General features: G+C 64.5%; 24 protein-coding genes. 5 read left to right on the top strand and 19 right to left on the bottom strand.

The window, feature by feature from the left end; translation table 11 throughout:
• Positions 1 to 117 precede the first annotated feature (117 nt).
• Entirely contained in the window at positions 118 to 2,031 is a 1,914-nt protein-coding gene (locus tag ACQ5ID_RS03015) for a hypothetical protein (RefSeq protein ID WP_429910996.1), read from the top strand.
• On the opposite strand, the gene ACQ5ID_RS03010 is transcribed toward ACQ5ID_RS03015, so the two are convergent.
• The 5 genes from ACQ5ID_RS03010 to ACQ5ID_RS02990 all read right to left on the bottom strand — a co-directional run bounded on the left by ACQ5ID_RS03010 (position 2,028) and on the right by ACQ5ID_RS02990 (position 6,856).
• A complete protein-coding gene (locus ACQ5ID_RS03010; protein ID WP_429910995.1) occupies positions 2,028 to 2,678 on the bottom strand; it encodes an ABC-type transport auxiliary lipoprotein family protein in 651 nt (216 codons plus the stop codon). The genes ACQ5ID_RS03015 and ACQ5ID_RS03010 overlap by 4 nt on opposite strands.
• Positions 2,675 to 3,631 (bottom strand): MlaD family protein, encoded by a 957-nt coding sequence (locus tag ACQ5ID_RS03005; protein ID WP_429910994.1) that lies wholly within the window; start codon positions 3,629 to 3,631, stop codon positions 2,675 to 2,677. The genes ACQ5ID_RS03010 and ACQ5ID_RS03005 overlap by 4 nt, the downstream gene beginning before the upstream one ends.
• Before the next feature lie 3 nt (positions 3,632 to 3,634).
• Positions 3,635 to 4,399, bottom strand: a complete 765-nt coding sequence (locus ACQ5ID_RS03000; protein WP_429910993.1) for an ABC transporter ATP-binding protein — start codon at positions 4,397 to 4,399, stop codon at positions 3,635 to 3,637.
• Positions 4,396 to 5,550 (bottom strand): MlaE family ABC transporter permease, encoded by a 1,155-nt coding sequence (locus ACQ5ID_RS02995; protein ID WP_429910992.1) that lies wholly within the window; start codon positions 5,548 to 5,550, stop codon positions 4,396 to 4,398. The genes ACQ5ID_RS03000 and ACQ5ID_RS02995 overlap by 4 nt, the downstream gene beginning before the upstream one ends.
• Positions 5,551 to 5,656: 106 nt before the next feature.
• A complete protein-coding gene (locus ACQ5ID_RS02990; protein ID WP_429910991.1) occupies positions 5,657 to 6,856 on the bottom strand; it encodes an MFS transporter in 1,200 nt (399 codons plus the stop codon).
• A gap of 223 nt (positions 6,857 to 7,079) precedes the next feature.
• Between ACQ5ID_RS02990 and ACQ5ID_RS02985 the strand changes: the two genes are divergently transcribed.
• From ACQ5ID_RS02985 to ACQ5ID_RS02975, 3 genes are read left to right on the top strand one after another with little or no spacing between them, the layout of a single operon-like run.
• Positions 7,080 to 8,360, top strand: coding sequence for a glycosyltransferase family 4 protein (locus ACQ5ID_RS02985; RefSeq protein ID WP_429910990.1), 1,281 nt, complete (start codon positions 7,080 to 7,082; stop codon positions 8,358 to 8,360).
• The gene (locus ACQ5ID_RS02980; protein WP_429910989.1) at positions 8,357 to 9,076 is read left to right on the top strand and encodes a methyltransferase domain-containing protein; all 720 of its coding nucleotides are present in this window, start codon (positions 8,357 to 8,359) and stop codon (positions 9,074 to 9,076) included. The genes ACQ5ID_RS02985 and ACQ5ID_RS02980 overlap by 4 nt, the downstream gene beginning before the upstream one ends.
• Entirely contained in the window at positions 9,073 to 10,176 is a 1,104-nt protein-coding gene (locus ACQ5ID_RS02975; protein ID WP_429910988.1) for a hypothetical protein, read from the top strand. The genes ACQ5ID_RS02980 and ACQ5ID_RS02975 overlap by 4 nt, the downstream gene beginning before the upstream one ends.
• Here the strand turns inward: ACQ5ID_RS02975 and ACQ5ID_RS02970 are convergent.
• Both ACQ5ID_RS02970 and ACQ5ID_RS02965 read right to left on the bottom strand, forming a co-directional pair.
• Positions 10,145 to 10,762, bottom strand: coding sequence for a class I SAM-dependent methyltransferase (locus ACQ5ID_RS02970; RefSeq protein WP_429910987.1), 618 nt, complete (start codon positions 10,760 to 10,762; stop codon positions 10,145 to 10,147). The two genes, ACQ5ID_RS02975 and ACQ5ID_RS02970, sit on opposite strands and share 32 nt — an antisense overlap.
• 7 nt (positions 10,763 to 10,769) lie before the next feature.
• Complete coding sequence (locus ACQ5ID_RS02965) at positions 10,770 to 11,366, bottom strand: hypothetical protein (RefSeq protein WP_429910986.1); 597 nt, start codon at positions 11,364 to 11,366, stop codon at positions 10,770 to 10,772.
• A gap of 163 nt (positions 11,367 to 11,529) precedes the next feature.
• On the opposite strand from ACQ5ID_RS02965, the gene pip reads away from it, so the two are divergent.
• The gene (gene pip / locus ACQ5ID_RS02960) at positions 11,530 to 12,501 is read left to right on the top strand and encodes a prolyl aminopeptidase (protein WP_429910985.1); all 972 of its coding nucleotides are present in this window, start codon (positions 11,530 to 11,532) and stop codon (positions 12,499 to 12,501) included.
• Positions 12,502 to 12,599: 98 nt separating this feature from the next.
• Here pip and ACQ5ID_RS02955 read toward each other — a convergent pair whose 3' ends face one another.
• The 12 genes from ACQ5ID_RS02955 to hflC form a co-directional block, all read right to left on the bottom strand.
• Complete coding sequence (locus ACQ5ID_RS02955; protein ID WP_429910984.1) at positions 12,600 to 13,955, bottom strand: sodium-dependent transporter; 1,356 nt, start codon at positions 13,953 to 13,955, stop codon at positions 12,600 to 12,602.
• Positions 13,956 to 14,041: 86 nt separating this feature from the next.
• Positions 14,042 to 15,187 carry a rod shape-determining protein RodA gene (gene rodA, locus ACQ5ID_RS02950; RefSeq protein WP_429910983.1) on the bottom strand — a complete coding sequence of 382 codons (1,146 nt, stop codon included), beginning with the start codon at positions 15,185 to 15,187 and terminating at the stop codon, positions 14,042 to 14,044.
• 2 nt (positions 15,188 to 15,189) lie between these two features.
• Positions 15,190 to 17,067, bottom strand: a complete 1,878-nt coding sequence (mrdA, locus tag ACQ5ID_RS02945) for a penicillin-binding protein 2 (RefSeq protein WP_429910982.1) — start codon at positions 17,065 to 17,067, stop codon at positions 15,190 to 15,192.
• 20 nt (positions 17,068 to 17,087) lie between these two features.
• A complete protein-coding gene (mreD, locus tag ACQ5ID_RS02940; protein ID WP_429910981.1) occupies positions 17,088 to 17,600 on the bottom strand; it encodes a rod shape-determining protein MreD in 513 nt (170 codons plus the stop codon).
• Positions 17,601 to 18,494 (bottom strand): rod shape-determining protein MreC, encoded by an 894-nt coding sequence (gene mreC, locus ACQ5ID_RS02935; RefSeq protein WP_429910980.1) that lies wholly within the window; start codon positions 18,492 to 18,494, stop codon positions 17,601 to 17,603.
• 107 nt (positions 18,495 to 18,601) lie between these two features.
• Complete coding sequence (locus ACQ5ID_RS02930) at positions 18,602 to 19,642, bottom strand: rod shape-determining protein (protein ID WP_127566449.1); 1,041 nt, start codon at positions 19,640 to 19,642, stop codon at positions 18,602 to 18,604.
• 59 nt (positions 19,643 to 19,701) lie between these two features.
• On the bottom strand, positions 19,702 to 20,496 hold the full coding sequence (locus tag ACQ5ID_RS02925; RefSeq protein ID WP_429910979.1) for a TVP38/TMEM64 family protein: 795 nt from the start codon (positions 20,494 to 20,496) through the stop codon (positions 19,702 to 19,704).
• 58 nt (positions 20,497 to 20,554) lie between these two features.
• Positions 20,555 to 21,547: a ketol-acid reductoisomerase gene (ilvC, locus tag ACQ5ID_RS02920; RefSeq protein WP_429910978.1), complete on the bottom strand. Its 993-nt coding sequence runs from the start codon at positions 21,545 to 21,547 to the stop codon at positions 20,555 to 20,557.
• Positions 21,544 to 22,470, bottom strand: a complete 927-nt coding sequence (gene miaA / locus ACQ5ID_RS02915) for a tRNA (adenosine(37)-N6)-dimethylallyltransferase MiaA (protein ID WP_429910977.1) — start codon at positions 22,468 to 22,470, stop codon at positions 21,544 to 21,546. The genes ilvC and miaA overlap by 4 nt, the downstream gene beginning before the upstream one ends.
• A 19-nt stretch (positions 22,471 to 22,489) precedes the next feature.
• Positions 22,490 to 23,890 (bottom strand): Do family serine endopeptidase, encoded by a 1,401-nt coding sequence (locus ACQ5ID_RS02910; protein WP_429910976.1) that lies wholly within the window; start codon positions 23,888 to 23,890, stop codon positions 22,490 to 22,492.
• A gap of 81 nt (positions 23,891 to 23,971) precedes the next feature.
• Entirely contained in the window at positions 23,972 to 24,181 is a 210-nt protein-coding gene (locus ACQ5ID_RS02905; protein WP_429910975.1) for a DUF2065 domain-containing protein, read from the bottom strand.
• A 4-nt stretch (positions 24,182 to 24,185) separates the two neighbouring features.
• The gene (gene hflC, locus ACQ5ID_RS02900) at positions 24,186 to 25,079 is read right to left on the bottom strand and encodes a protease modulator HflC (protein ID WP_429910974.1); all 894 of its coding nucleotides are present in this window, start codon (positions 25,077 to 25,079) and stop codon (positions 24,186 to 24,188) included.

Genomic DNA, 25,079 nt, shown 5'->3' with positions numbered 1-25,079 from the left:
TTTACGGTCAGCGTTGGCGCTGACCTGCCCCACGTGCTGTGATCGAGGCGAATTATGCCTGCCGACGATAACTCCGCTGCCAAATCTGCAAAATCCGCACAGCCGGTAACCCCAGCCGTGCTCAAGGATCCTGCAGAAGGTAAGGTGCCTGCCACGCGTACTGACGCCCGGCTGACTGCGCCGCCTGCACGCCCGGCTGGCGGCGGCGGATGGATTGCCTTTGCCGGGGCGGCCTGCGCCGCGCTGTGGCTCGGCGGCTCAGGGGCCTATCTCTACGGCTATGTGATTGATGACTTCACCGCGCTGAGCCCGGCTCAGCTGGCAGGCATCGCCATCTTTGCCGGCGCGCCCGCCCTGCTCTTCCTTCTCTCAGGTCTTCTGGGCGGCACCGTAGCGCGCGCCAGCGCGCAGATACGCTCGGTGGAGACCACTATAGCCCGCCTCGCCACACCGGCTGACACCCTGCAGGGCGAAGTACGCCAGATGGCCGATGCCGTCAGCCTGCAGGTCGGACGCATCAATACTGCGATGGACAGCGCACTGGCGCGTCTGGCAGCGATGGAAGAAGTCATCACCCACAATGCCGACAGCCTGGAGGACACATCAAAGGCAGCGCGCGAACGGGTAGAGTCACTCATGCGCGCCCTGAAGAGTGAGCGCGAGAAGCTCGCCGAAATCGCCGACAGTCTCGACGACAAGGCAGCGCTGATCGCGGCGGCCATCCAGGAACAGGGCGAGATGGTTGCCGCTGCCGCCGAGCTGGCAAACGAGAAGGCCAATGAAGGCGCCCTCACCTTGCGCGCTGGCGCCGAGCGCCTGTCCGGTGCCGGTGACGACACGATCAAGTCTGCCGAAAAAGCCTCCGAGATACTGGCCAAGCGCGCTGGTGACATGCGCGAACTGGCCGATACGCTCAAAAGCCGCAGTGACGGGCTGGACGCGGCCTATCTCAAGCACCGCGAACGCCTTGCCGAGGCCAGCGAGGCCCTGCGCAAGGAGCAGGAGAAGATCGCCTCGGCCCTCGACTTCCACAAGGCCGAATTGGCCACCCTGTCCAAGACTGCCGGAGCAGGCGCGGAAACCTTGCGCAAATCGGCCGAGGAGAGCGGCGCTGTCTTCACCCGCGCGGTCAATGACGCCATCACCCGCGCTTCCGCCCTGTCGAAAACGATTGAGAGCGAAACCCGCCTTGCCGCCGAAGCCAACGAGGCCATTCTCAACCGCCTGACAGAAACCGCCAGGGAAGCGCGCGAAGCGGCCACTGAGTCCGCTGAACGGTTTTCCGGGCAGGCGAGCGCCGCAGAAGCCGCGCTGGAACGGGTCAGCGAGGCCGGGTTTGAAGCCGCTCGCCGGTCCGACGAAGCCTTCCAGGCGCGCCTGCGTGAAGCCGAGCTTCTTGTCGATAAAGCCGCCAAGGCATCCGAAGAGGCAGGTGAAACGGTCCGCAAGCAACTCGCCGACACGCTGGAAGCGGCACGCAAGCAGGCCGACCATGTCGAGATGATGCTGCGTGACATGCGCTCGCGCTTCGACGATGCGCCCGCCGCAGCCCGCCGGGCAACGCTGGAGCTTGAACGCGCCCTGTCGGAGGGCCTCGCCAAGCTGAACCAGACCGCCGAAGACGCCTCCGAAAGCGCGCGCGAGATCGACACCATGTTCCAGGCGCGCGTGCGGCATAATTACGAGCTGCTGTCGGACTTCATGCTGCGCATGGGGTCGGTCGCCGGCGGACGCAAGCCGATCGATATCGCGCCCGATGAAGTGCCTGACCCGCTGAACGCCCGGCGCCGGACTGCCCGGCCGGCACCTGCGCCCAAAGACGATGAAGTGCGTCTGGAGGCGCGCGACCAGATCACCGGCGATGACGAGGACGAGACCGCCGAAGACCGTCCGCGCGATGAAAGGCTGGCGACCCAGGCCCGCCCCGAAGGCGGGTGGCGCTGGAAAGACCTGCTGGCCAATATGGAGCCGGATGAGGACGAGGAACCGCCTGCCAGCAGCCGGTCAAAACGCCCCAAACGCCCTGGCTAGCCTGCCTCGCCGGATGCAGCGCTGCCCGCCTGCGCGGCGGCATTGACCTGTTGCGACGCCCAGTCAGCCAGCTCGCTGGACATCTCCGATGCCGCGCGGCTGAACGCATCCACGATCAGGGCCTGACGATTGCCATCGGCGCGGCGCGACGTCTCGAATGTACGTGTACTGGCCACTTCGCGGTTGGCCGCGTCTACCAGGCGGGCGCGGATGGCCACATCCACACGCGGGGCCGCGTTGCTGCCCTGATCATAGACCGCCTCGAACCGGCGCAGCTCCAGACGCAGATCCCAGCTGCTGGCCACGCCATCATCCGGCCTTGCCGCGACGACAACGGTGGAGCGCCGGTCGATCGTGTCGATCACCAGCTCCTGGATGAGCACCGGCACCGCACTGATCCAGTTCGCCCCGGCCATGTAGGCGATCCGCCCCTCACCGGCATCGAGCGCTATGCGGTCGCCCGAAAGCGCGCGCGGCGCGATGGGCCGGCCAATGCGCACGACGGGCAGGTCATGGCTGGCCACTTCCGTCTCCGGCACATGGTTTGACAGACGGTAGAGTGCGCTCGTCTCTGACTCCGGCAGGAGCGAGATGCACCCGGAAAGCGCCAGCGCTGCGCCTGCCAGCAACAGGTTTCTTGCGGTCATTGGGGCACCTCGACTTCCTCGCCACGCCGCCGGGTCAGAAGCCCGCCGGGATCGTTTTCAAGATCGGCTGTCAAACGTTCAAGATTTTCAACCAGCTGCCGCAAGTCATGCGACGCCGCATTGAGCTGGTAAACGCCGTCAGTGGCGAATGTTTCCAGCCCCGGGCGCAGCGCGACCAGCGCGTCATAGGTTTCCATCGATGCCTGATTGACCGCGATGGACGCAGCCTCGGTCTCAGCCACCATCGGCCCCACCTCGTCGATCAGGAAGCGTTCTGCGGTCACGCCGAACTGTTCAATACTGGCCGCCGCCGTCGACATGTCGTTCGCAGCCCGCTCGATGGAGGCGATGGTATCGCGCATTTCGGCCATCATCGCGCCGTTCTCGGCCAGTTGACCTGAGACCACAGCAAGGTTCTCCAGCAGGGACGAGAACTGTTCCTGATTTTCTTCGTTGAGCAGCCGGTTTAGCAGCACGCCCGTGGTCTGGACCGTCTCCAGCAGCGTCTCACCGCCCTGAACCAGCAGATCAAGCTGGGTCTGGCGGGCATAGATGCGCGCCGGCCGGTCGCCAAAGCGGGTTTCCAGCAAGGGCGAACCGCTCTCCCCGCTTGAAATCTGGATGTAGGACAGGCCGGTCAGCCCTTGCGGCTCCAGCTGCGCAAAGCTGTCCACCCGGATCGGCGTGGTGGCGTCGATCCTGACGCGCGCAATCACTTCGCTTGTGTCATCAGGGTTCAGGCCCAGATGGGTAACCTCGCCGACCTGTATACCGTTAAAGCGCACCTCCGATGATGTGCGAAGCCCTCTGACCGGCCCCTCAAACACCACATCATACTGACGGAACTCGCGGTCGAACGAAGCCTGCGACAGCCAGACAAAGAACAGTCCGCCGGCCAGCGCCAGCAGGATGACGAACAGGCCGACCAGTGCGTGATGGGCACGGGTTTCCATTGTTCAGCTCCTCAATGCTGCCCGCCCGCGCGGGCCGCCAAAATAGCTCTGTATCCACGGGTGGGTATGCTGTGCCAGCCGCGCAATCGTATCCACCGCAATGATACGCTTCTCCGCGATCACGGCCACCCGGTCGCAAACAGCGTGCAGCGTATCAAGATCGTGCGTGACCAGCAGTATGGTCAGTCCCAGCGTCTGGGAGAGCTCGCGGATCAGCTCGTCAAACGCCGCAGCGCTGATCGGATCCAGCCCGGCCGTCGGCTCGTCCAGAAACAGGACGTCAGGGTCCAGCGCCAGCGCCCGCGCCAGCCCTGCCCGCTTCTTCATCCCGCCCGACAGCTCGGACGGATACTTGTTGGCGGCCTCCACCCCCAGGCCAGCCAGACCCAGCTTGAGATCAGCAATCTCGTCCATCAGGGCGGGCGGCAGCGAGACGTGCTCGCGGATCGGCACCAGAATGTTTTCCTTCACCGTAAGCGAGGAGAACAGCGCCGATCCCTGGAACAGCACGCCCCAGCGCCGCTCCAGTGCCGAACGCTCATCCGCTGACAGGCGCGACAACGCCACGCCATCGTAGAATATCTCGCCGCCATCGGGCTTTTTGAGGCCAAGAATGGCGTGAAGCAGCACCGACTTGCCGCTGCCCGAACCGCCGATAATGCCCATGACCTCGCCGCGCCGCACCTCAAGGTCCACACCATCATGCACGGTATGGCTGCCGAACCGGGTAACCAGCCCCCGCACCTCGATGACCGGACGCGCGCTCATATGTCGGCCTCAAGATACATCAGCGCGAACAGCGCATCGATGACGATGACCATGAATATCGCCTGCACCACGGACGCGGTGGTGCGCTGGCCAAGGCTTTCCACGTCGCCGCCAACCTTCATGCCCTGACGGCAGCCGATAATGGCAATCACCAGCCCGAACACGGGCGCCTTGGACATGCCCACCATGAAGTGGGACCAGTCGATCACATTCTGCAGCCGGGTCAGGAAGAAGGCCGGTGATATGTCCAGCGTCACCCAGGACACCAGCAGGCCGCCAAACAGCCCCGCCAGCATGGCCGCCAGCGTGAGCAGCGGCGCCATGACCACACAGGCAATCACGCGCGGCACCACCAGAACCTCATACGGGTTCAGCCCGATGACCCGCATGGCATCGATTTCCTGCTGCATCTTCATCGAGCCGATGGAGGCGGTGAAGGCGGAGTCCGAGCGGCCAGCCAGCATGATCGCCGTAATCAGCACGCCAAACTCGCGCAGGACCGAAATGCCCACCAGATCGACCGTGAAGACCGACGCGCCGAACGTTTCCAGCAGGCTCGCCCCCATGAAGGCCACCACCGCGCCGATAAAGAACGACAGGGCGGCGATGATCGGCAGGGCATTGATGCCGACGGTCTCCATCAGATGGACGGTCGGGGCCCAGCGCAGGCGCGACGGGTTCAGCAAAGACGCGCCGAGCGTCATCAGCGTGCGCCCGAAGAAGCCGAACGTGTCCCAGGCTTCGTCCAGCACCTGTTCGGTGCCTGCGCCCACCCGCGCCAGCAGGGTCTTCAGGCCCCAGCCCGAGCTTTCCTCCGGCGGACAATGGTCCATGCGCCTGTGGACTTCCCGGAGCAGCCTGGCAGCGACCGCATGCTCGCCGGTTATGCTGCTTTCCGGGATCGCGTCATTGCGCTGCCGGAGCGGGCGGCCAAGCAGATAGGCGCCGGAAGTGTCGATGCGGCCCAGCCCGGACACGTCGAGGCGTAACGCTTTCGCCCCGGAATCGCGTTCCAGCGCGCGGACCTGCCGGTCCATCTGACCGATGGTTTCCAGAAGCCAGTCCCCGGTGGGCTCAATGACAGCTCCGCCCTCCGTCTCGCGCAGCGCAAGGCGGGGCGGTGTCAGCGTCTGTGTCCCCGTGGCAGCCATAACCCTCCAGCTACAAGCAGCGCGGCTGCCTGGTGTTATCCGACGCTTCGCCGCCATTCCCAAGACTCAACCGGGCGATCTTGCAACATTCTCCGCACAATGACGCTTATCGGCCACGCCGTATCAGCCAGAATGCGCACAATCCGCCCAGTCCTGCCGGTATGGCCATCAGCGCGAACCCGGCCGTGCCGAAGGCAGCAAACGCCAGACCAGAGACGAAGGTTGCACCGGCCAGCACCAGCCCGCCCGAAAGGGCAGAGTTCACCGCCTGCGCGGTAGCCGACAGGCGTTCAGGCGCATGGTCAGCGGCATAGCGCAGAAAGCCCAGATAGGCGGCGGCAAAGCTGAAAGCGTGCAGTCCCTGCAAGGGGAAGAGCGCCCACAAGGGCGGCGACAGGGCCAGCGTCAGCCAGCGCACCACAGCCACACCGCCCGCCAGCGCCATCATCGCCGCCGGGCTCCAGCCTTTAAGCAGCCGCCCCCAGACCGCAAAGAAGATGATCTCCGCGCCTACCCCCGTCGCCCACAGCAGGCCAATCGCCCATGCAGGCACACCATCAGCGCGCCACGCCAGAGCCGAGAAGGCGTAATAGAAGCCATGTGCGCCCTGAATGAGGGCAGAGGCGGCAAAAGCCAGCGGCAGGCCCGCACCCAGCAGAACGCGCAAGGGAGGCGGCTCCTGACGCTCTGCTCCGGCTAGGGCATCGATGCGTCCGGCTGGCAGAAAAGCGGCCGCCAGCGCCGTCAGCGCCGCACTGGCAAGCACCCAGACCAGCACCGCTTCGCCGCCAAACGCGGAAATGAGCGCCCCTGTCCCCAGATTGCCAATGACAAACAGGGCAGAACCAAAGGCGCGCGGCACGCCGAACGCAAACCCCTCCTTGCGGGCCTGCCCCATGGCAAAGGCATCCACCAGCGGGATGACGCCTGTCATCGCCGCACCGCTCAAACCTGCCAGCACGAGGATGATAACAGGCGGCGTGTCGGGAATATGCGCCAGAAACACGCACAGCGCTGCCAGCGAGAAGGCCAGGATCGCATCGCGCCTGCGCGTCGCCCTGTCAGACCAGAATGCCCCCAGCGGGGCGACCGCCACCCGTCCCACCATGCCGGCAGCAGCGGCGATGCCTATCAGCTCCGGTGACAGGCCACGCTCGGCATACCAGACCGGCATGTAGGGCAGATACGCCCCGAAGCCGAGATAGAACGCGCCGTAAAACAGCGCAAAACGGGTATCGATGCGGGCGAAGAGTGCGGCGGGGCTAATCACCCGCGCGGTGTAGCGCGGCGCGGGCAGCGCGGGCAATGGGGGTGGGCGGTCGCCCCATCATCGGTGTCATCCCCCGGCCGAGCGAAGCGAGGTCCGGGGGACCCATGCCTGAAAAGCTGATGTCTGCCCTCTTCCTTGCTGGAATGGGTCACCCGCATAAAGCGGGTGATGACACTGGAGGGGAGTCAGCCCCCCACAGTAAACACTGTTCACATTGGCTCTTGGCGGATCGGGATTGCCCGTCTAGCTTCCCGCGCCAATGAAAGACCTTGCTGATTATCCCCTGTCACAGCGCCCCTTGCGGGTGCTGGTGACCAGCTATCGCTCCCACCCGCATGTCGGCGGGCAGGGCATTTATGTGCATGAGCTGACGCGGGCGCTCAAAGCCGCTGGCTGCGAGGTGAGTGTGGCGTCCGGCCCGCCCTACCCCGAGCTGGATGCCGGCATCGAGCTCATCAAGCTGCCCTCGCTTGATCTGTTTGCCGTCGATAACGCCATGCTGGCCCTGCGCTGGCGGCATCTGACCAGCCGGGCCGACCGCGCCGAGTGGCTCGCCCACAATACCGGCGCGTTCGGTGAAATGACGGCATTTGCGCTGCGTCTGGAGGATTTCATCACGCGTGAGGGCCACCGCTTTGACATCATCCACGACAACCAGACACTGGCCATGCCGATGGCGCGCATCGCGCAAACGCTGCCCGTTATCACCACCCTGCACCACCCGATTGCAATTGATCGCGATTTCGCGGTGGCCGGCGCACATACCCGGCTTGGCAAGGCCCTGTCCTGGCGCTGGCATTCCTTCGTGAATGAGCAGGCAAAGGCCGCCCGCGCCCTCACCCATTTCATCGCCGTTTCCGATGCCGCTCGGCGCTCCTACGCCGAGCGCACGGGCATGGATCCGAGCGGCGTACGCGTCGCCTATAACGGCATTGATCATGCCAGCTTCACGCCCGACCCGTCGGTAAAGCGCGAGACCGGCCTGATCGTCGCCAGCGCCAGCGCGGATGTGCCCATCAAGGGGCTGGACGTGCTGATCGCGGCGCTGGCACGCCTCAAGGACAAGCATCCGGCTGCCCGCCTGACCGTCATCGGACAGCTGCGCGAGGGACCAACCAAACGTATGCTGGAGCGCACTGGCCTGTCTGACAGGGTGAATTTCGTATCCGGACTGACGCGCGAAGAAATCGCAGACCTGCACCGGCGCGCCGCCGTCTTCGTGTCGGCGTCGCGCTTTGAAGGCTTTGGCTTTCCCCCTGCCGAGGCGATGGCTTGCGGCGCGCCGGTTATCGTGTCGGATGGCGGCGCGCTGCCCGAAGTTGCCGGAGATGCCGGGCTGGTCACGCCGGTCGGCGATGACGAGGCGCTGGCCGCAGCGATTGCCCGCGTGCTGGACGACGAAAGCCTGCGCGCTGCCATGAGCCGGGCCGGGCTGAACCGGGTGCGCACCCTCTTCCGCTGGGATCTGCATGCAGGGCTTTCCATCGGACTTTATCGCGATGTGCTGGGCCTCGCCGACGCCGGAGTGATTGCGGCATGATGACGATTGATCCTGATCGGCTGGAGCTTGCCGACGGCCAGCGCGTGCTGGACCTTGGCTGCGGGCGCGGGCGCCATCTGCATGCGCTCTACTGGCACGAACGCGCGCTGGATGTGACGGGGCTGGACCTCGACTTTGCCGATCTGGGCGCGGCGATTGACGGCTTTTTCGAGCTGCCGCCGCCGCCGGAAAACCCTCCGCGCACAGCCGTGTTCACGGTCGGGGATGCGGGCCGCCTGCCCTTTGCAGACAATAGTTTTGATGCCGTTATCTGCTCTGAGGTTCTCGAACACCTTCCCGATGTGCCACTGGCGCTGAGCGAGATCGACCGGGTTCTCAAACCCGGCGGCAAGTTTGCGCTATCCGTACCGCGCTACTGGCCGGAAAAGATCTGCTGGATGCTGTCTGAGGCATACCACAACACGCCGGGCGGGCATGTGCGCATCTTCAAGGATGGCGCGCTACGCAAACAGGTGGAGGCGCTCGGCTATTCCTTCCGCCACCGCCACTGGGTACACGCCCTGCACAGTCCCTACTGGTGGCTGCAATGCGCACTGTGGGAGCGGCGCGAGCAGAGCGGCATGGTGGCCGCCTACCGCAAAATGCTCGAATGGGATTTGCTGTCTGCGCCGCGCCTGACACGCTGGAGCGAGAAGGCCCTCAACCCGCTTCTGGGCAAGTCCGTTGCCCTCTATTTCGACAAGGCCCGCCCATGAGCCCGCGATCCGTCATAACCGGGCTTGATATCCGCGCCTGCGCCGACCGCATCGAAGCGCTGCAGCAGCGCGACGGCGCTATTCCGTGGGTGGAAACCGGCGTGTGGGACCCGTGGAACCACGGCGAAAGCGCCATGGGCCTTGCCGTGGCCGGACGGGTGGAAGGCGTGCACTTGGCGCTGGACGCGCTGGCGGCCCGGCAGGAAGCCGATGGCGGCTGGACCGGCGAGCTGGGTGCGGGCATTCCCATGGACGAGGCCGGCGAGCGCATTGCGCCCCCGCCCGTGCCGGTAACCGCGCGTGACACCAATTTTGCCGGCTATGCCGCCGTGACCGTTTTGCGTTGCGCGCTGGCGCTGGACGAGCCGCGCCTGATCGCGCGCTATTTCCCCATGGTCGCCCGCGCGCTGGATTTCGTGATGAATTTGCAGACCCGTCATGGCGATGTGGTCTGGCGTGCGCCCGATATCGGCCAGCCGCTGGAAGACGTAGACGCGCTGCGGGCGGGCAATTCCTCCCTGTTCAAGAGTTTTGAATGCGGCCTGCGCATGGCCGAAATCCTTGAAAAGCCCCGCCCCGACTGGGCCAGAAGCCGTGCGGCCATTGCCCGCGCCCTGACAGCGACGCCTGAACGCTTTGACCGCAAGGGCATCGACCGCTCCTCCTACGCGATGGACTGGTATTATCCGGTGCTGACCGGTGTGGTGACCGGAGCGGATGCCCGCGCACGCCTGGACGAGGGCTGGGACAAGTTCGTCGTCGCCGATCTGGGCTGCCGCTGCGTCACCGGCGAACCCTGGGTGACGGCAGCAGAAACCGCCGAGCTGGCACTGGCCTGCCTCAGTGCGGGGCGGCGCGACGCGGCACGCACACTGGTCAACGAGCTTGCGCCGCTGGCAGCCCCCGATGGCGGTTACTGGATGGGCTGGCAGTACGAAATTGGCGATGTCTGGCCCAAGGAACGCCCGTCATGGACCGCTGGCGCGATCATTCTGGCCGCCGACGCGCTGGACGCGCTGTCACCGGGTTCAGACCTGCTGGTGCGCCATGCCCGCGCGGATGCGTGGACTACAGGCGGCGCAGAAATTCGAGCGAATTGATCCGCTCCAGCGGCTCAAACAGCCCCGACGCCACAGCTAGCTTCCAGATCTCGTAAGGCGGCCGCCCGCCATCAGCCGGGTCCGGGAATACATCATGGATGGCCAGTATCCCGCCGCGCGCCACCTGGCCGGCCCACGCGCGATAGTCGGCCAGCGCCGTATCCATCGCATGCCCGCCATCGATGAACACCATGGCCAGCGGGGTGGCCCAGTTCGCGCCAATAATGGCTGACGGCCCGACCAGCGCGATAACCGTCTGCTCCAGCCCTGCCAATGCAATCGAGCGGCGAAAAGCGGGCAGCGTATCGACGCGGCGAAGTTCGCCGTCGAAATGGGCCGGATCGTGATAGCCCTCGCCCGGTTGGTGCTCTTCAGACCCGCGATGGTGGTCGAGCGCGTAGACGATACGCCCGGTCTCCTGCGCAGCCTGACCCAGCCACACGCTGGACCGCCCGCACCACGACCCGATCTCCAGAACAGGCCCGGGAACGTTCAGCGCACGGACATGGCGCGCCAGTGCTTCACCCTCCTCGCGCGCGAGAAAGCCTTGTACGGACTCAGGATCGAAACCGGTGCGCGTGTTCAAGGCAGGGTCAGCCGGTCAGGGCGTTGTTGGCTGCCCAGCGGCGGTCAGCCAGTGCGTCGGCCGCCTCGACAAGCCCTGTGATCGTACGGTCCAGCCGGGCGAGTGCCTCGCTCACCGTCACGCGCTGATTGGAGGTCAGGCCGGCACGCTCATCGACCGATACCGCCTGAAAGAAGGTGCGCGCGCGCCGGGCCGACGCAAGAACGGTTTCCACAGATGCGATATCCCGCACCAGCAGACTTTCGGGCAGCGGCGTGCGGGTGCTGGCCAGCACAATGGCCGCTTGCGAAACATCATCAACAAGATCACTGGCCAGAACGATGTCACCAGCCAGATAGGATGCGAGCGCATCGCCTGCCTGGCTGACATAATCGCCAATGGCATCGCCGCGCTCAGGCGCACCGCCGACAAGGCGGCCCAGCAGCCCGCGGGCCGAGCCGTCACCGCCCAGCGTCCACCCGCCAGCTTCTTCCTGGCGCATGCGGAAGGCCGCGATAGCGGTCCGCAGATCTTCCTGGGCGCTGATGGGCATTTCAGATTGCGGGCGCGCTGCGATGTCTACGGGCTGGCTGACGCATGCCGTCAAAAGCATCGCGCCTGCCATGGCGATCAACAATCCACCTAGCCTACGCGTTGCTGTCACAAGGCCCCCGGCCAGTAGCTGTGCTGCGATACACGGGCGTATCGCTTCCGCATTCGGATAAAACCTCATAGTGTTCCGATACTCAAAGCTAAATCGCATCCCAGACTGTTTATAGGGCCGCCCAATGGACACTTTGCGCAGACCAGAGAGGATCGGCCTTTACCCTCCGACTGAACCCTATCGCACCGGCATGATGGATGTCGGCGAAGGCCATACGCTCTACTATGAAGAATGCGGACGCGCCGATGGCGTTCCAATTGTTGCGCTGCACGGCGGACCGGGCGGCGGAGCAGCCCCCTCCATGCGCCGCTTTTTCGACCCTCACACCTATCGCATCATTATTTTCGACCAACGCGGATGCGGGCGGTCCAGACCCTTCTCCGACACACGCGCCAATGATACGCACCGGCTGGTTGCCGATATGGAAACCATCCGCACAGCGCTTGGCGTGGAGCGCTGGATCGTTTTTGGTGGTTCCTGGGGCGCTACCCTGTCGCTGGCCTATGCCCGCGCCTGCCCTGAACGGGTGATGGGCCTCATCCTGCGCGGCGTGTTCGGCTGCACCAGGGCGGAGCTGGACTGGTTCTACCGCAACGGCGCCAACCAGATTTTCCCTGATGCCTGGCAGGCGCTCACCAGCCGCCTCACGCCCGATGAGCGCGATGATGTCCTCCGCGCCTATCACGCCCGACTGCAGGTTGATGATCCCGACGCCCGTCATGAAGACGCGCTGGCATGGGCGCAATGGGAGAATGCCCTCATCAGCCTGTTGCCTGAAGGCGATGGCCCGGCCCCCGACCCGCGCCGCGCCGATGCGCTGGCACGGATGGAAACCCACTATTTCGTCAATAACGGCTTTCTGGAACGCGATGGCGTGCTTCTGGACGACACGGCGCACCTGACCGGCATTCCCGGTGTCATCGTTCAGGGCCGCTATGACATGGTGACGCCCGCGCGGACCGCCTGGCAGCTTCAACGCAACTGGAAATCAGCTCAGCTGCACATCATTCCCGACGCCGGCCATGCCGCAGGTGAGCCGGGCATCGTCGATGCGCTGGTGCGCGCGACCGACCGGCTGGCGGCAAAGCTGGGATAACAGCCCTTCGCGGCCTTGCCGCACCTCACACCCCCTCCGGAAAGAAAAAGCCCCGGAGCCGCGATGCGGTTCCGGGGCTTTTCAGGCGTTGCGTAAAGCTAGCCTTGCAGGCCCGGCAGGGTGACGCCGAAGGCCGAGGCGATACCCGCCGCAAGGATCAGGAACACGGCGATCGGCACCAGGAACCGGATCAGGAAGCGCCAGGTGTTGAACACCAGGTTGGATGCGCCAGCCAGTTCGTGGCGCATCAGCGAACGGGCAACGACCCAGCCGGTGAAGACCGCGATCAGCAGCCCGCCCAGCGGCAGGAACACACTGCCCGAAAGCGTATCCAGCAGATCGAAGAAACCACCGGAGAACGCCGCACCGCAACCTACCAGCCAGATGATCACGCCGAAGAAGACGGCCGAACCGGTCCTGCCAAAGTCGGTATGCTCTTCGGCGAAGGCCACCACGACCTGCAATAGCGAGATCGACGATGTCAGCGCGGCGATGAAGGCCAGCACGAAGAAGGCTGTACCGACATACTGCCCCCCCGGCATCTGCGCGAACGCGCTCGGCAGAGTCTGGAAGAACAGGGCCGGGCCTGCGGCCGGGTCCAGCGCGAAGGCGAAGACGAACGGGAAGATGGCCAGACCAGCCACGATTGCCACCATGGTGTCTGCACCGGTGATGATGACCGACGAACCTGCCAGATTGTCAGTGCGCGGCAGATAGGAGCCGTAGGTAATCATGATCGCGCTGCCGACACCGATGGAGAAGAATGCCTGGCCCAGCGCAGCCAGGAAGGTCTGCGGGCCAATCTCGGAGAAGTCCGGCGTGAACAGATACTCCAGCGCGCCGCGCATATCGGCGGTGAAGGCCGCATAGATCACCAGTGCCAGCAGCATGGTGAAGAAGAGCGGCATGAGGATCGTCACGGCACGCTCGATCCCCTTGGTCACGCCCAGCGAGACGATGCCCACCGTGACGATCATGAAGGCCGTGTGCCAGCCAATGACGGCATTGGTGTCGCCGATCAGCTCCTCGAACCGGCCTGCAACAACGTCAGGCGTCAGCCCCATGAACTGGCCGGTGGCCATCTGGAACACATAGGCCACGACCCAGCCGGCAACGACCGAATAGAAGCACAGGATGAATATGCCGCCCGCCATCGCGACCCAGCCGGCAACCGACCAGATTCCGGGCGCACCGGCGTTAAAGGCCATTTTCTGGACGGAACCCACCGCCGAGCGGCGCGCATGGCGGCCCACCGAAAGCTCTGCCATCAGGATAGGCAGTGCGATGAACACCACGCAGACAAGGTAGATGACGATGAAGGCGGCGCCGCCATTCTCACCGGCCACGTAGGGAAAGCGCCAGAAATTGCCGAGGCCCACTGATGAGCCGATGGCCGCCATCAGGAAGCCGAATCGTGTTCCCCAGGTGCTGTGCGCACCGCCGCCTATTGCCATGTGAGCTCCCCCGCTATGCAAGCGTGTGTGTTATGGTCTGATTTGGCGGGGAGACTTCCCCAGCAGGCTTGCAAGGTCAAGCGTGCTTAGCCGAAAAGACCTGCACCTCGCGGCGGCTCGGCCGCGCGATGGATGTGTGCACCAAGGATCAGCCCAAGCCCTGTCAGCACTGTGAGCATGACTGAACCGCCATAGGAAATCATCGGCAGCGGCACGCCCACAACCGGCACCAGCCCCATCACCATCGCCGTGTTGATGAACACGTAGAGGGCGAAAGTGGTGGTCACCCCCATTGTCACCAGACGCAGGAAGACGGAGCGGCACGACATCGCGATTATCAGGCAATGGCCCAGAATGAGCGCGTAGAGCACGAGCACGGCGATGCCGCCGATAAACCCGAACTCTTCACCCAGCATGGTGAATATGAAGTCGGTCTGCTTCTCGGGCAGGAAGTTGAGATGGGCCTGCGTTCCCTGCATGTAACCCTTGCCCGTCAGACCGCCAGAACCGAGCGCGATCTTGGACTGCATGATGTGATAACCCGCACCCAGCGGATCATTCTCAGGGTTCAGGAAGGTCATCACCCGTGCACGCTGATATTCTTCCAGCCCGTAGCGGATGAAGGCGATGCCCCCGGCCACACCGGCGATCATGCCCGGCACGATGACTTTCCAGCTCAGCCCGGCGAGGAAGACCATCACCACGCCTGTGGCCCCGGTCAGCACCGCCGTGCCGAGGTCTGGCTGCTTGGCAATAAGGCCGACCGGCAGGGCGATCATCAGGGCTGGCACAATCATCCCTCCCGGCGTCGACACGTTCTCAGGCGGCAGATCGTGGTAGTAGCGCGCCAGGGCCAGCACCAGGGCAATCTTCATGATTTCAGAAGGCTGCATGCGAACCGGACCTATATCGATCCATCGCTGCGCGCCCATCGCCGTCGCTCCGAACAGCTCCACCATGACCAGCAGGAAAAGCGCCGCGAGATAGGCAGGATAGGCCAGGCTCATCCACATGCGCGGCGGTATCATCGCCACCACCAGCATCACCATCAGCGCGGCGCCAAAGCGAGTGGCGTGGCGCACCGCCCAGGGGTCCCAGGCCCCGCCTGCAACCGAGTAGAGCATCAAAATGCCGATACACCCGGTCAATATGACCAGCAGCACAAACGCCCAGTTCAGCTCGAACAGCTTGGCGCGCAAATCACGTGGCACAGGCTGGGTGAATACCGGCACAGCTAGCCTCCCTGAGCCAGATTGATCGGTTCATGGCGGGCAGAGACAATGCCTGAGCGCCCAGCCGGGTCCCGCAGGATCAGCTCGCGCAGAATGTCGCGCGCAGGCTGGGCGGCGGAACGCGCACCCCCGCCGCCATGTTCGACAACCAGCGCAACGGCGTAGCGCGGAGCTTCGGCAGGCGCATAGCAGATGAAAAGCCCGTGATTGCGCAGACGCCAGGGCAGATCGTCCTGACTGCGCACGCCGCGCGCGCGCTCCTCCGCGCTGATCGAATAGACCTGGCTTGTACCGGTCTTGCCGGCCATACGCACGCCTTCGACACCCAGCCCGCCAAGCGACCAGTAGGACGTGCCGCCGGGCTCGTGGACCACACCCACATGCGCATTGTGGACCGCTTCGATATGAGCATCGTCAAAATCAAGCCGGGCAAACTGCGCAGGTCCACGCCGGGGGTAGAGCGTCGGTTCGACGGCCCGGCCCGTTGCCATGCGCGCCGTCATTACGGCGAGCTGCAGCGGAGAGGCCAGCACCGCACCCTGCCCGATACCGACATTATAGGTGTCGCCCATCGACCAGCCCTGCCCGGTACGCGCCCGCTTCCATTGCGGGCTGGGAAACAGGCCGCCAGCCTGCGACAGCATGGGGATGCCCACATCGAAAAGCTGGCCAAACCCCAGCTCCAGCGCCGTTTCGCGAATGCGCTCAATGCCCAGGCGCGACGCCACCTCGTAGAAATACGTGTCGCACGACACCTTGATGGCATCGTGCATATTGACCGGGCCATGCCCTTCGCGCCGCCAGCAATGGAAGCGCCGATTGCCCAGCTGCACCGACCCCCGGCAGGTGACGCGCTCGCCCGGGCGCATCACGCCGTGCCTGAGCGCAGCCAGCGAGATCACCCCCTTGATGGTCGAGGCCGGCGCATAAAGACCGTTCACCGCCTTGTTGAACAGCGGTCTGTACGGGTTTTCGTTGAGGTCGCGGAACTCCCGGCTGGGAATGCCCAGAACGAACAGATTGGGGTCGAAGGATGGCGTCGAGGCCATCACCACGATCTCGCCGGTGTGCACATCGAGGCCCACAACAGACGCGCTCTGCGTGCCCAGCCTTTCCGTAGCAAAGCGCTGCACTTCGGAATCGATGGTCAGCGTAACGTCACGGCCCGGCTCGGCCGGCCGGGACTGGTCTGGCAGCTCACGGATCACGCGGCCGAACGCGTTCACCTCAACCTTCAGGGAGCCAGCAGAACCGCGCAATTCCGCGTCACGCGCGATCTCCACCCCGGAGCGGCCGACACGGAAAGCGGGATGGCGCAGAAGCGGATCATCGCCCGCAATCTCCGGCGGAGCCGATTGCACATATCCGCCGATATGCGCGAAGGCCGCCGGCATAGGATAGGTCCGCACCTCGCCCACATCGGGCATCACGCCGGGCAGGTTTGGCAGATGCAAATTGACCCGGCTGAACGTCTCCCAGTCGACGCCTTCAGCAATGGTCACCGGCTGAAAGCGCGGCGTACGCGCCAGATCGCGCAATACCCGCTCCCGGCGAGCCTCACCAATATGCATGTACTGGGACAGCCGATCGAGGGCGAGCGCCGGGTCTCCGGCCTGCTCGCGGATCAGATAGATGCGGTAGCTGTCGCGGTTCTCGGCGATGGTTTCGCCAAACCGGTCGAGGATGCGGCCACGCGTTGGCAGCTGGATGCGGAAGGAGAACTGGTTGTTGTCAGAGAGAACGCGGTATTCGTCCTCCTGCAGGATCTGGAGCGTGTAGAGCTGGGCGCCAATACCGGCAAACGCGCCAACACCGCCCGCCCCTACCATGAAGGTGCGCCGGTTGAACTGGGCCTGGGCTTCCTGCTTGTCGCGCCGCATGGTCGCTCTTGGTCAAACCCTCATGAGAATGTCGTGCGTTCACGCTTGCGCGCAAACAGCCAGCAAAAGGCTGGAAACACGATAAGCGTTATCACAGCTTCGGTTACAAGGCTTGTCGGGTCTGCAGGCTGTCCGATGGACAACGAGCCCGTGACCCACGCCACAAGGCTGGCAATACCCGTCATTACCGAGAAGCGCGCAACGAGCAGGATAAACTCGCGCGCCGACGGCTCGGTGGAGCGCAGCCGCGCAATCGCAAACGCCAGCAGATAGGACAGCGCCCACATGCCGAGCGGGCCGCCGGTGAGCAGATCCTGAAACAGGCCGACGATGAAGATCAGCCAGGGCGGCACAAAATGCGGACGACGCACCGACCAGACAAACAGCGCAATCAGCGGGAATAGCGGAGCTGGAAAGCCCTGCCCTTCAGGAAGGCGCAAGGGCGCAGCGACCGCCAGCAGGCTCAGCGCGAAGGTCAGCGCCATTGCCGTCAGCACCGGCCAGGTGGAGTTGCGTTCCAGTGATGCGCGCATCTACTGCCCCTCCCCGTTATCGGCCGAAGGCTGGGCTGCGCTTGAAACAGCCGGTGCCGGGACGCCCTGCCCCTCAATCTCTTCGGGTTGTCCGTCAATGGTCAGAGCCGGAATGTCCTCCACCGGCGCTGCCACGGGCGTGAAGGGCCATATCCAGATCAGGTCGATCGGTGTCGCGCTGGAATACAAGACCACACGCCAGGCACCGCGCCGGTCGAGCACAGCCTCTCCGATCGGCAGGCCGCGCGGCAGGATATTGTCATCCCCGGAGGTGACAATCCGGTCACCCTCACGCAGGTCCGGCGCGCGGCCAAGATAGTCCAGACGAGGAAAATCGGTGTTGTCGCCAACCAGCATGGCGCGCGCATTGGACCTGTCAGCCATTACCGAGACGCGGCTATTCAGGTCTGTCAGCAGGAGGATGCGCGATGAGCGTGCGCCGACATCAATCGTGCGCCCCACCACGCCGTAAATGTTCAGCGCCGGATAGCCGGGTGCCACACCGTGCTCGGTGCCAACACCGACCAGACGCGTGCGCACGAACGGACCGCCGGTCTCTGTGACAGCCCACGCAGTAATGCGCTGGCGCGGCATGGGCGGATCCAGATTGAGCAATTCCTGCTGGCGGCGCATCTGTTCAGAATAGTTCAGCGCCACATCGCGCCAGGCGCGCAGCTCCGACATTTCCTGACGCAGCTCGCGGATTTCACTGGCCAGCTCCATCTGGCGGCGCCACCACGGACCGACATTGTAAAGCCCGCGCAAGGGCTGGGCGGCCACTTCCAGTAGCGGCAAGGACAGATCATTGAACGTGGCGCGGAACACCGTTACGGCCTCTACCCGGTCTTCCGACCGGTCGGCGGCTACCAGAACTGCCGACAAGGCAAGAAGCATGAGGAGAAGGGTCCGCGAAAAGCGGATCGTGTCGTCTGCCCCTTGCCGCGCTGAACGCCATTGCGCCACCGCCCGGCACCTCCTCTAGAGAATCAATCCCGCGCCGCCTAAACGGCTTCAGACAGTATGGGCCGCCAAATCTTGAGATTTTCCACCGCCTTGCCGCAGCCGAGCACGACGCAGGACAATGGCTCATCAGCAAGGCTTACCGGCAGGCCCGTACGGTCACGCAGTTCAGTATCCAGATTGCGCAGCAGCGCGCCACCCCCGGTCAGGACAATACCCTTGTCGACAATGTCGGCGGCCAGTTCCGGCGGTGTCGCTTCCAGCGCCTGCTTGACGGCCTCGACGATCTGCTCGACCGGCTCTGACAGCGCATCGGCAATCATCGCTTCGGTGACGGCGATCTCGCGCGGCACGCCGTTCATCAGGTCGCGGCCCTTGATCTCCAGCGTCAGCCCCTCGCCCTTCGGGGGCGGGCTGGCCGAGCCGATTTCCTTCTTGATGCGCTCTGCGGACGTCTCACCGATCAAGAGGTTCGCGGAGCGGCGGATATAGTTGATGATGGCTTCGTCCATCTTGTCGCCGCCGACGCGCACCGAGCGCGAATAGACGATGCCCGACAGCGACATCACGGCCACCTCGGTGGTGCCGCCGCCAATGTCGACGATCATGGAGCCGGTCGGCTCATCAATCGGCAGGCCCGCGCCAACGGCAGCGGCCATTGGTTCGTCGATGAGATAAACCTTGCGCGCGCCAGCACCCAGCGCGCTTTCATGGATGGCGCGGCGCTCCACGGCGGTTGCACCCGACGGCACACAGATGACCACCTGCGGCGAGACGAAGCTGCGCCGGTTGTGCACCTTGCGGATGAAGTGGGCGATCATTTCCTCGGCGACGTCGAAGTCGGCGATCACGCCGTCGCGCATCGGGCGGATGGCTTCCACATTGCCGGGCGTCTTGCCGAGCATCAGCTTGGCTTCTGCGCCTACAGCCTGAACGTGCTTGCGCCCTTTTTCTATCTTGTAGGCCACCACGGACGGCTCATTGAGAACAACACCGCGCCCCTTCACGTAGACAAGGGTGTTGGCGGTGCCAAGGTCGATGGCAATATCTGCGGAGAGAAGCCCGAAAACGCTGGAGAACATCGGTAAAGAAACCTGTGAGCCGTTGGCCATGAGCCGCCTCGCGCGAGCGAAGCGGAGCGCTATTTACCCTTGTGCGACGCGCCGTCCGTTAATGCAAGTGAGGACGTGCCGTCACTTGCGTCTGCAGCGCCTGTTCTTACACCTTCCGCAGCCTGGCCAGTCTGGGTTGAGCGCAGCCATTTGCGTGCCATCAGCATGGCAACAAGCCAGCCAAAAGCGGTCAGTGCAAGGATGGCCGCCACCCACAGCCCGCTGCCCGACAGGAGCGCAATCACCCCGCTGCCGGCAAACGTGACCAGCGCGATCTTGGGCACAATGCCGATCCCGGTACCGCCCATGAAGGCCAGAAACGTCATCTGTGACACGCCTGCGGCCATATTGACGACGATGAACGGGGCGGAGGGCACATTGCGGATGATCGCGCTCGCCCAGAATCCGTTCTTGCCGACGAATGCCGAGATGCGGTTGACGGTCTCACCGCCATAGCGGCGCACGACATCAGCGCCCAGCAAGCGGCCCGTCCAGAAATTGACCCCGGCCGACACCATGGTGCCGAGCCAGCAATAGACAAATCCGGTTGTCGGCCCGAAGGCCAGCACAGCGGCGGCAAACAGCGCAAACTGCGGCGCGCCCACATAGGAGAGGAGAGTGAACGCCAAAATGGTCAGCGGCAGCGCATACCAGCGCGACGACGCATCTTCGAACCAGACCTGGACATCGCCCGGCTCGACATTGAAGACGAAACGGCCAATCAGGAATATGGCGAGGACCAGCGCGAACAGGGCGATTGATACCGTGATGGCGCGCGCCGCACGCGCGTCCATTCCGGTCAGAAAGCTCATCAATCGGTTCATGAAACTCTCATAGCGCGTTCAATTGCGCCTTGCCATGCAGACCATGTGCCGCGCGCTGTTACTCCAGCCCCAGCGCCTTGCGCAGATAGCGGCCCGTCTCTTCCAGCTCGTGCTGACCGGCCTTTGCGCGGGCGGCGTGCAGACCGGCCCTGTCCTTCTCGAAATCAGCGACCCAGCGGCGGGCAAAATCACCTGAAACGACATCGGAAACGATATCGTCGAACACCGGCTTCACCGCGTCTGCAATGCGGGCCTCCACCTCGTGCGCGCCGAACTCGGCCGTGTCGGAAATGGCCGCATACATGCCCGCAATGCCGCGCCGGTGGATCAGCTCGGCGATATATTTCAGCTCATGGACGGTATCGATATAGGCCATGAGCGGGCTGATCCCGGCGGCCACCAGCGTTTCGTAACCTTGGCGCGCCAGCGCGCACATGCCGCCCACGAGTACGGCCTGCTCGCCCAGAATATCGGCCAGCGCCTCTTCGCGAAAACTGGTCGGGAAGATGCCGGCGCGCCCGCAGCCCAGCCCTTTGAGATACGCTTTGGCTATGGCTTCGGCCTGCCCTGACGCGTCATAATGAACGGCCCAGAAGCCGGTCAGACCGCCGCCGCGCTCAAAGCTCTCGCGCACCGCGCCGCCCGGCCCCTTGGCAGCGGCGAGGATGACATCACAGTCGGCGGGCGGATCGATCAGGTCATAATCGATGGAAAACCCGTGACAGAAGATGAGCCCCTGCCCGGCCTTGCGGTTAGGGGCGATATGGTCGGCCCAGATCGCGCCGTGTGCTTCATCGGCTGCAAGGATGGAAATATAGTCCGCGCGGCTAGCCGCCTCATCAAGGCTGACCACCTCAAACCCGTCGCCTCGCGCTTTGTCCGCTGAGGGTGAGCCATCGCGCAGCGCCACCAGCACGCCCTTCACACCACTATCGCGCAGGTTCAGCGCATGGGAGCGGCCATGATTGCCATAGCCGATAATCGCCAGCGTGACGGCCTGCAGCGGGGCCAAGTCGATATCGCGGTCATAAAGCGCGTCAGGCAAATTCATGGCGTATCCGTCTTGTCGAGATTGGCGATCATGCGGGCGAGGTTTTCGTCCGGCGTGACGGCGTCAAGCCGGGTCCAGTCGGCGTGCTGATTGGCAAACCAGGTGAACTGGCGCTTGGCATAGCGCCGGGAGTCGGTCTTGGCACGCTCCACAGCCTCTTCAAGTGTCAGCTCGCCGTCCAGATGCGCCAGCAGCGGGCGCATGCCAACCGCTTTCAGCGCCGGAAGCTGGCGGTCCAGACCTTTCGCGTGCAAGGCGCGCGCCTCGTCCAGCGCGCCGGCCTCTATCATGGCGTCAAAGCGCCGCTCTATGCGTGCGTAGAGCGCTTCGCGGTCAGGCCGCAGGGCAAAGCCCGCCCAGCTGCCCGGCGCAATTAGCGGCCGGGTATCGGCATGCAGCACGCTCAAGGGCTTGCCCGTTGTGCGCACCAGCTCGATCAGGCGCACAAGGCGCTGGCGGTCGCCAGGCTTGATCCGGCCTGCACCTTCAGCATCCAGACGCTCTGCCTCCGCGCGCAGGGCCGCATGACCAGCTTGTTCCAGCAGGCTCACCTCGGCACGCACCTTCGGCGGGATATCCGGCGCAGGCGCGATCCCATCTATGAGGGTTTTGAAGTAAAGCCCCGTGCCGCCGACGAAAATGGCAGGCACCCCGCGCTCCCTGAGCGGTTCTGCAATCTCCAGCGCCGCTCTTGCCCAGCGCCCCGCCGACCAACGTTCGGATGGATCGGCTTCGCCAAAAAGATGATGCGGTACGCCTGCGCGCTCGGCCTCGTTCGGCTGGGCAGACAATATGTCCAGCCCCCGGTAGAGCTGCATGGAATCGGCATTGATGATCTCGCCGCCCACACGCTGCGCCAGCGCCACTGCGAGCGCTGTTTTCCCCGACGCGGTCGGGCCGCCAAGAAAGATGAAGGGCGGCACGGCCACCTCCAGCAAAGCCTTATGGTCTAAGGCTTTGCAGAACAAACTGGCCCTGCCGGTTCAGGCTGAACAGCACCGGGCGGCCAGAATCGCCCGCCGCCGTGCGAGCGATCTGGCGGGCGTCATCCACCGTACTCACCCGCGTCCAAGCGATTTCCTCGACAACATCGCCAACACGCACCTTGCCCGCAGCGTCCGAGCCCGGCTCAACGGCTGTAACGACCAGCCCGCGCGCGTCCGGGTGCAGGCGATGCGCGCGGCGCAGCGCGTCGGTGATAGGCGCAAGCGTCAGGCCGAACACGGCGCGCGATGACGGCGCTGTACCCGGCTCATCCCCGTCTGCGCCCACCGGACGCTGCGGAGCCGCATCAGGTTCCTCGAGACGGGCAACTTCCACCTCCAGCGTCAGGGGTTCGCCCCGGCGCAATACATCGATACTGACACGCGACCCGATAGCGGTGTCAGCCACCATGCGCGGCAGCCGGCGATCATCAGGCACGATCTCGCCATTGAACGCCAGGATAAGATCGCCGCGTTCAATACCGGCCGCATAGGCAGGCCCGTCAGGGTCCACCCGGCTGACAATGGCCCCGCGCGGGCTGGCAAGGCCCAGCGCTTCTGCCGTGTCGGCGGTCACGGCCTGCACATTGACGCCCAGCCAGCCACGGCGGGTCTCGCCGTACTCTGATAGCTGGCGGATGATCGGTGCGGCGATGTTGGAGGGGATGGAAAAGCTGATACCGACACTGGCCCCTGTCGGCGAGAAAATGGCCGTGTTCACGCCCACGACCTGCCCGTCCATGTTGAAGAGCGGGCCGCCGGAATTGCCCCGGTTGATGGCCACATCGGTTTGCAGATAATCGTCATAGCGCCCGCCAATCTCGCGCCCGCGCGCCGAGATTACGCCAGCGGTGAGCGAGCCGCCAAGCCCGAACGGATTGCCAATGGCGATCACCCAATCGCCCACCCGCGCCGCATCGGAATCGCCAAAGCGCACGAAGGGGAAATTGCCGCTGCCGCCGCGAATGCGCAGCACGGCCAGGTCTGTGGCTGGGTCCACGCCGACAATATCGGCCGGCAGCGTGCGTCCGTCGGTGAAGACGACCTCTACGTCATCGGCTTCCTCGATAACGTGATTATTCGTCACCACCAGCCCGCGCGCATCGATGATGAAGCCGGAACCTAGCGAGTTGGCCACGCGCGGATTGTCGCCCAGAAGATCGTTGAAGCGTTCCAGTGGAGAGCCTGGCGGAAACGTTGGCAGATTGGCCCCGGAGCGCATGCGCTGGGCAGCCGATATGTTGACCACCGCCGGTGAAAGCTGATCGGCCAGGTCTCCAAAGCCTTCGCGTGGCTGGGCCATCGCCTGGGGCACACACAGCAGGAAGGCGGCGGCAATAACAGCCAGAACGGCACGCATGGGCGACTCCGGTAGCAAGACAGGTTCAGCTTAAGCTTAACGCGTTGTCCGCCATCCAACACCCCGCGATGCAGATGAGCCCTACCCCAGCGCGCGGCCAAGCCAGACGAGAATTACGCCCGCAGCAACCGCGCCCACGCCCGCCAGCCGCAGCGTGCCGGGTGGCACGCTGGCCGCCGCTTCGGCCATCCGCCGGGCGAGAGACGGAGCCAGCGCGTAGAGAAGGCCCTCGACAACCAGCACGAGGCCGATGGCAAGAACGATCCAGCCGAGCATGGCTCCGGCACTCATACCCCTAGTTCGGCGCCCCCGCCTGGTTCTGGAAGTAGCGGAAGAACTCCGAATCCGGGCTGATGATGATCGGCGTATTGTCCCGCAGGGCGAGATCATAAGCCAGCATCGAGCGGTAGAAGGCGAAGAAGTCCGGATCCTGCCCATAGGACTCCGCGAAGATCGCCGTCCGGCGGCCATCGCCCTCACCGCGGATACGTTCCGCTTCGGCGCGGGCATTGGCCAGGATGACCACCGCTTCACGATCCGCTTCGGCGCGGATCTGACGGGCGCGTTCCTCACCTTGCGAACGGATCAGCTGGGCTTCCTGCTGGCGCTCTGAACGCATCCGCTCAAACACCCGGTCCGCGATCTGCTGGGGCAGATCAGCGCGCAGGATGCGCACATCAATGACCTGAATGCCGAGATCCTGGGTGGCCACCTGTGCTTCGGCGGCGAGGCGGATGCGGTTCATCACCTGCGCGCGCTGGCCGGAAATGACCTCGCTGGAGGGGATGGATGCGATCACGCCGCGCAAGGAATCGTCCATGATGGCCGACAGGCGCTGCTGCAGGCCGCGCTCATCGCGCACGGTCTGATAGACACGCAGCGGATTGACGATGCGGTAGCGCAGGAAGGCGTCAACGACGAGACGTTCCTGGTCAGCGGCCAGTATCTCGGCCGGTGCCAGGTTGAACTCGACATTACGCTTGTCGAAATGCAGCACATCATCGACGAACGGGATCTTGAAGTGGAGACCCGGCTCCTCATCACCCGGCTCGTTGATGACCGCGACCGGGTTACCCAGCCGCAGGACAAGAGCCGACTCGCGTTCCGACACTGTGTAAGTGGCCGACAGGCCCACGATCACCGCGACAACGAGCAAAACGCCCAGGCTGATTAATACGATACGAGGCAT

This window comes from Glycocaulis sp. (genome assembly GCF_050485565.1).
Classification (GTDB): domain Bacteria; phylum Pseudomonadota; class Alphaproteobacteria; order Caulobacterales; family Maricaulaceae; genus Glycocaulis.
The sequence above is the reverse complement of the archived record's forward strand: the minus strand, read 5'-3'. Positions and strand labels throughout refer to the sequence as shown.

Coding starts and splice junctions, on each gene's coding strand:
- ACQ5ID_RS03010 (WP_429910995.1), bottom strand. CDS start 2,678: ATGACCGCAAGAAACCTGTTGCTGGCAGGCGCAGCGCTGGCGCTTTCC.
- ACQ5ID_RS03005 (WP_429910994.1), bottom strand. CDS start 3,631: ATGGAAACCCGTGCCCATCACGCACTGGTCGGCCTGTTCGTCATCCTG.
- ACQ5ID_RS03000 (WP_429910993.1), bottom strand. CDS start 4,399: ATGAGCGCGCGTCCGGTCATCGAGGTGCGGGGGCTGGTTACCCGGTTC.
- ACQ5ID_RS02995 (WP_429910992.1), bottom strand. CDS start 5,550: ATGGCTGCCACGGGGACACAGACGCTGACACCGCCCCGCCTTGCGCTG.
- ACQ5ID_RS02985 (WP_429910990.1), top strand. CDS start 7,080: ATGAAAGACCTTGCTGATTATCCCCTGTCACAGCGCCCCTTGCGGGTG.
- ACQ5ID_RS02980 (WP_429910989.1), top strand. CDS start 8,357: ATGATGACGATTGATCCTGATCGGCTGGAGCTTGCCGACGGCCAGCGC.
- ACQ5ID_RS02975 (WP_429910988.1), top strand. CDS start 9,073: ATGAGCCCGCGATCCGTCATAACCGGGCTTGATATCCGCGCCTGCGCC.
- ACQ5ID_RS02965 (WP_429910986.1), bottom strand. CDS start 11,366: ATGGCAGGCGCGATGCTTTTGACGGCATGCGTCAGCCAGCCCGTAGAC.
- pip (WP_429910985.1), top strand. CDS start 11,530: ATGGACACTTTGCGCAGACCAGAGAGGATCGGCCTTTACCCTCCGACT.
- ACQ5ID_RS02955 (WP_429910984.1), bottom strand. CDS start 13,955: ATGGCAATAGGCGGCGGTGCGCACAGCACCTGGGGAACACGATTCGGC.
- mrdA (WP_429910982.1), bottom strand. CDS start 17,067: ATGCGGCGCGACAAGCAGGAAGCCCAGGCCCAGTTCAACCGGCGCACC.
- mreD (WP_429910981.1), bottom strand. CDS start 17,600: ATGCGCGCATCACTGGAACGCAACTCCACCTGGCCGGTGCTGACGGCA.
- mreC (WP_429910980.1), bottom strand. CDS start 18,494: ATGCTTCTTGCCTTGTCGGCAGTTCTGGTAGCCGCCGACCGGTCGGAA.
- ACQ5ID_RS02930 (WP_127566449.1), bottom strand. CDS start 19,642: ATGTTCTCCAGCGTTTTCGGGCTTCTCTCCGCAGATATTGCCATCGAC.
- ACQ5ID_RS02925 (WP_429910979.1), bottom strand. CDS start 20,496: ATGAACCGATTGATGAGCTTTCTGACCGGAATGGACGCGCGTGCGGCG.
- ilvC (WP_429910978.1), bottom strand. CDS start 21,547: ATGAATTTGCCTGACGCGCTTTATGACCGCGATATCGACTTGGCCCCG.
- ACQ5ID_RS02910 (WP_429910976.1), bottom strand. CDS start 23,890: ATGCGTGCCGTTCTGGCTGTTATTGCCGCCGCCTTCCTGCTGTGTGTG.
- ACQ5ID_RS02905 (WP_429910975.1), bottom strand. CDS start 24,181: ATGAGTGCCGGAGCCATGCTCGGCTGGATCGTTCTTGCCATCGGCCTC.
- hflC (WP_429910974.1), bottom strand. CDS start 25,079: ATGCCTCGTATCGTATTAATCAGCCTGGGCGTTTTGCTCGTTGTCGCG.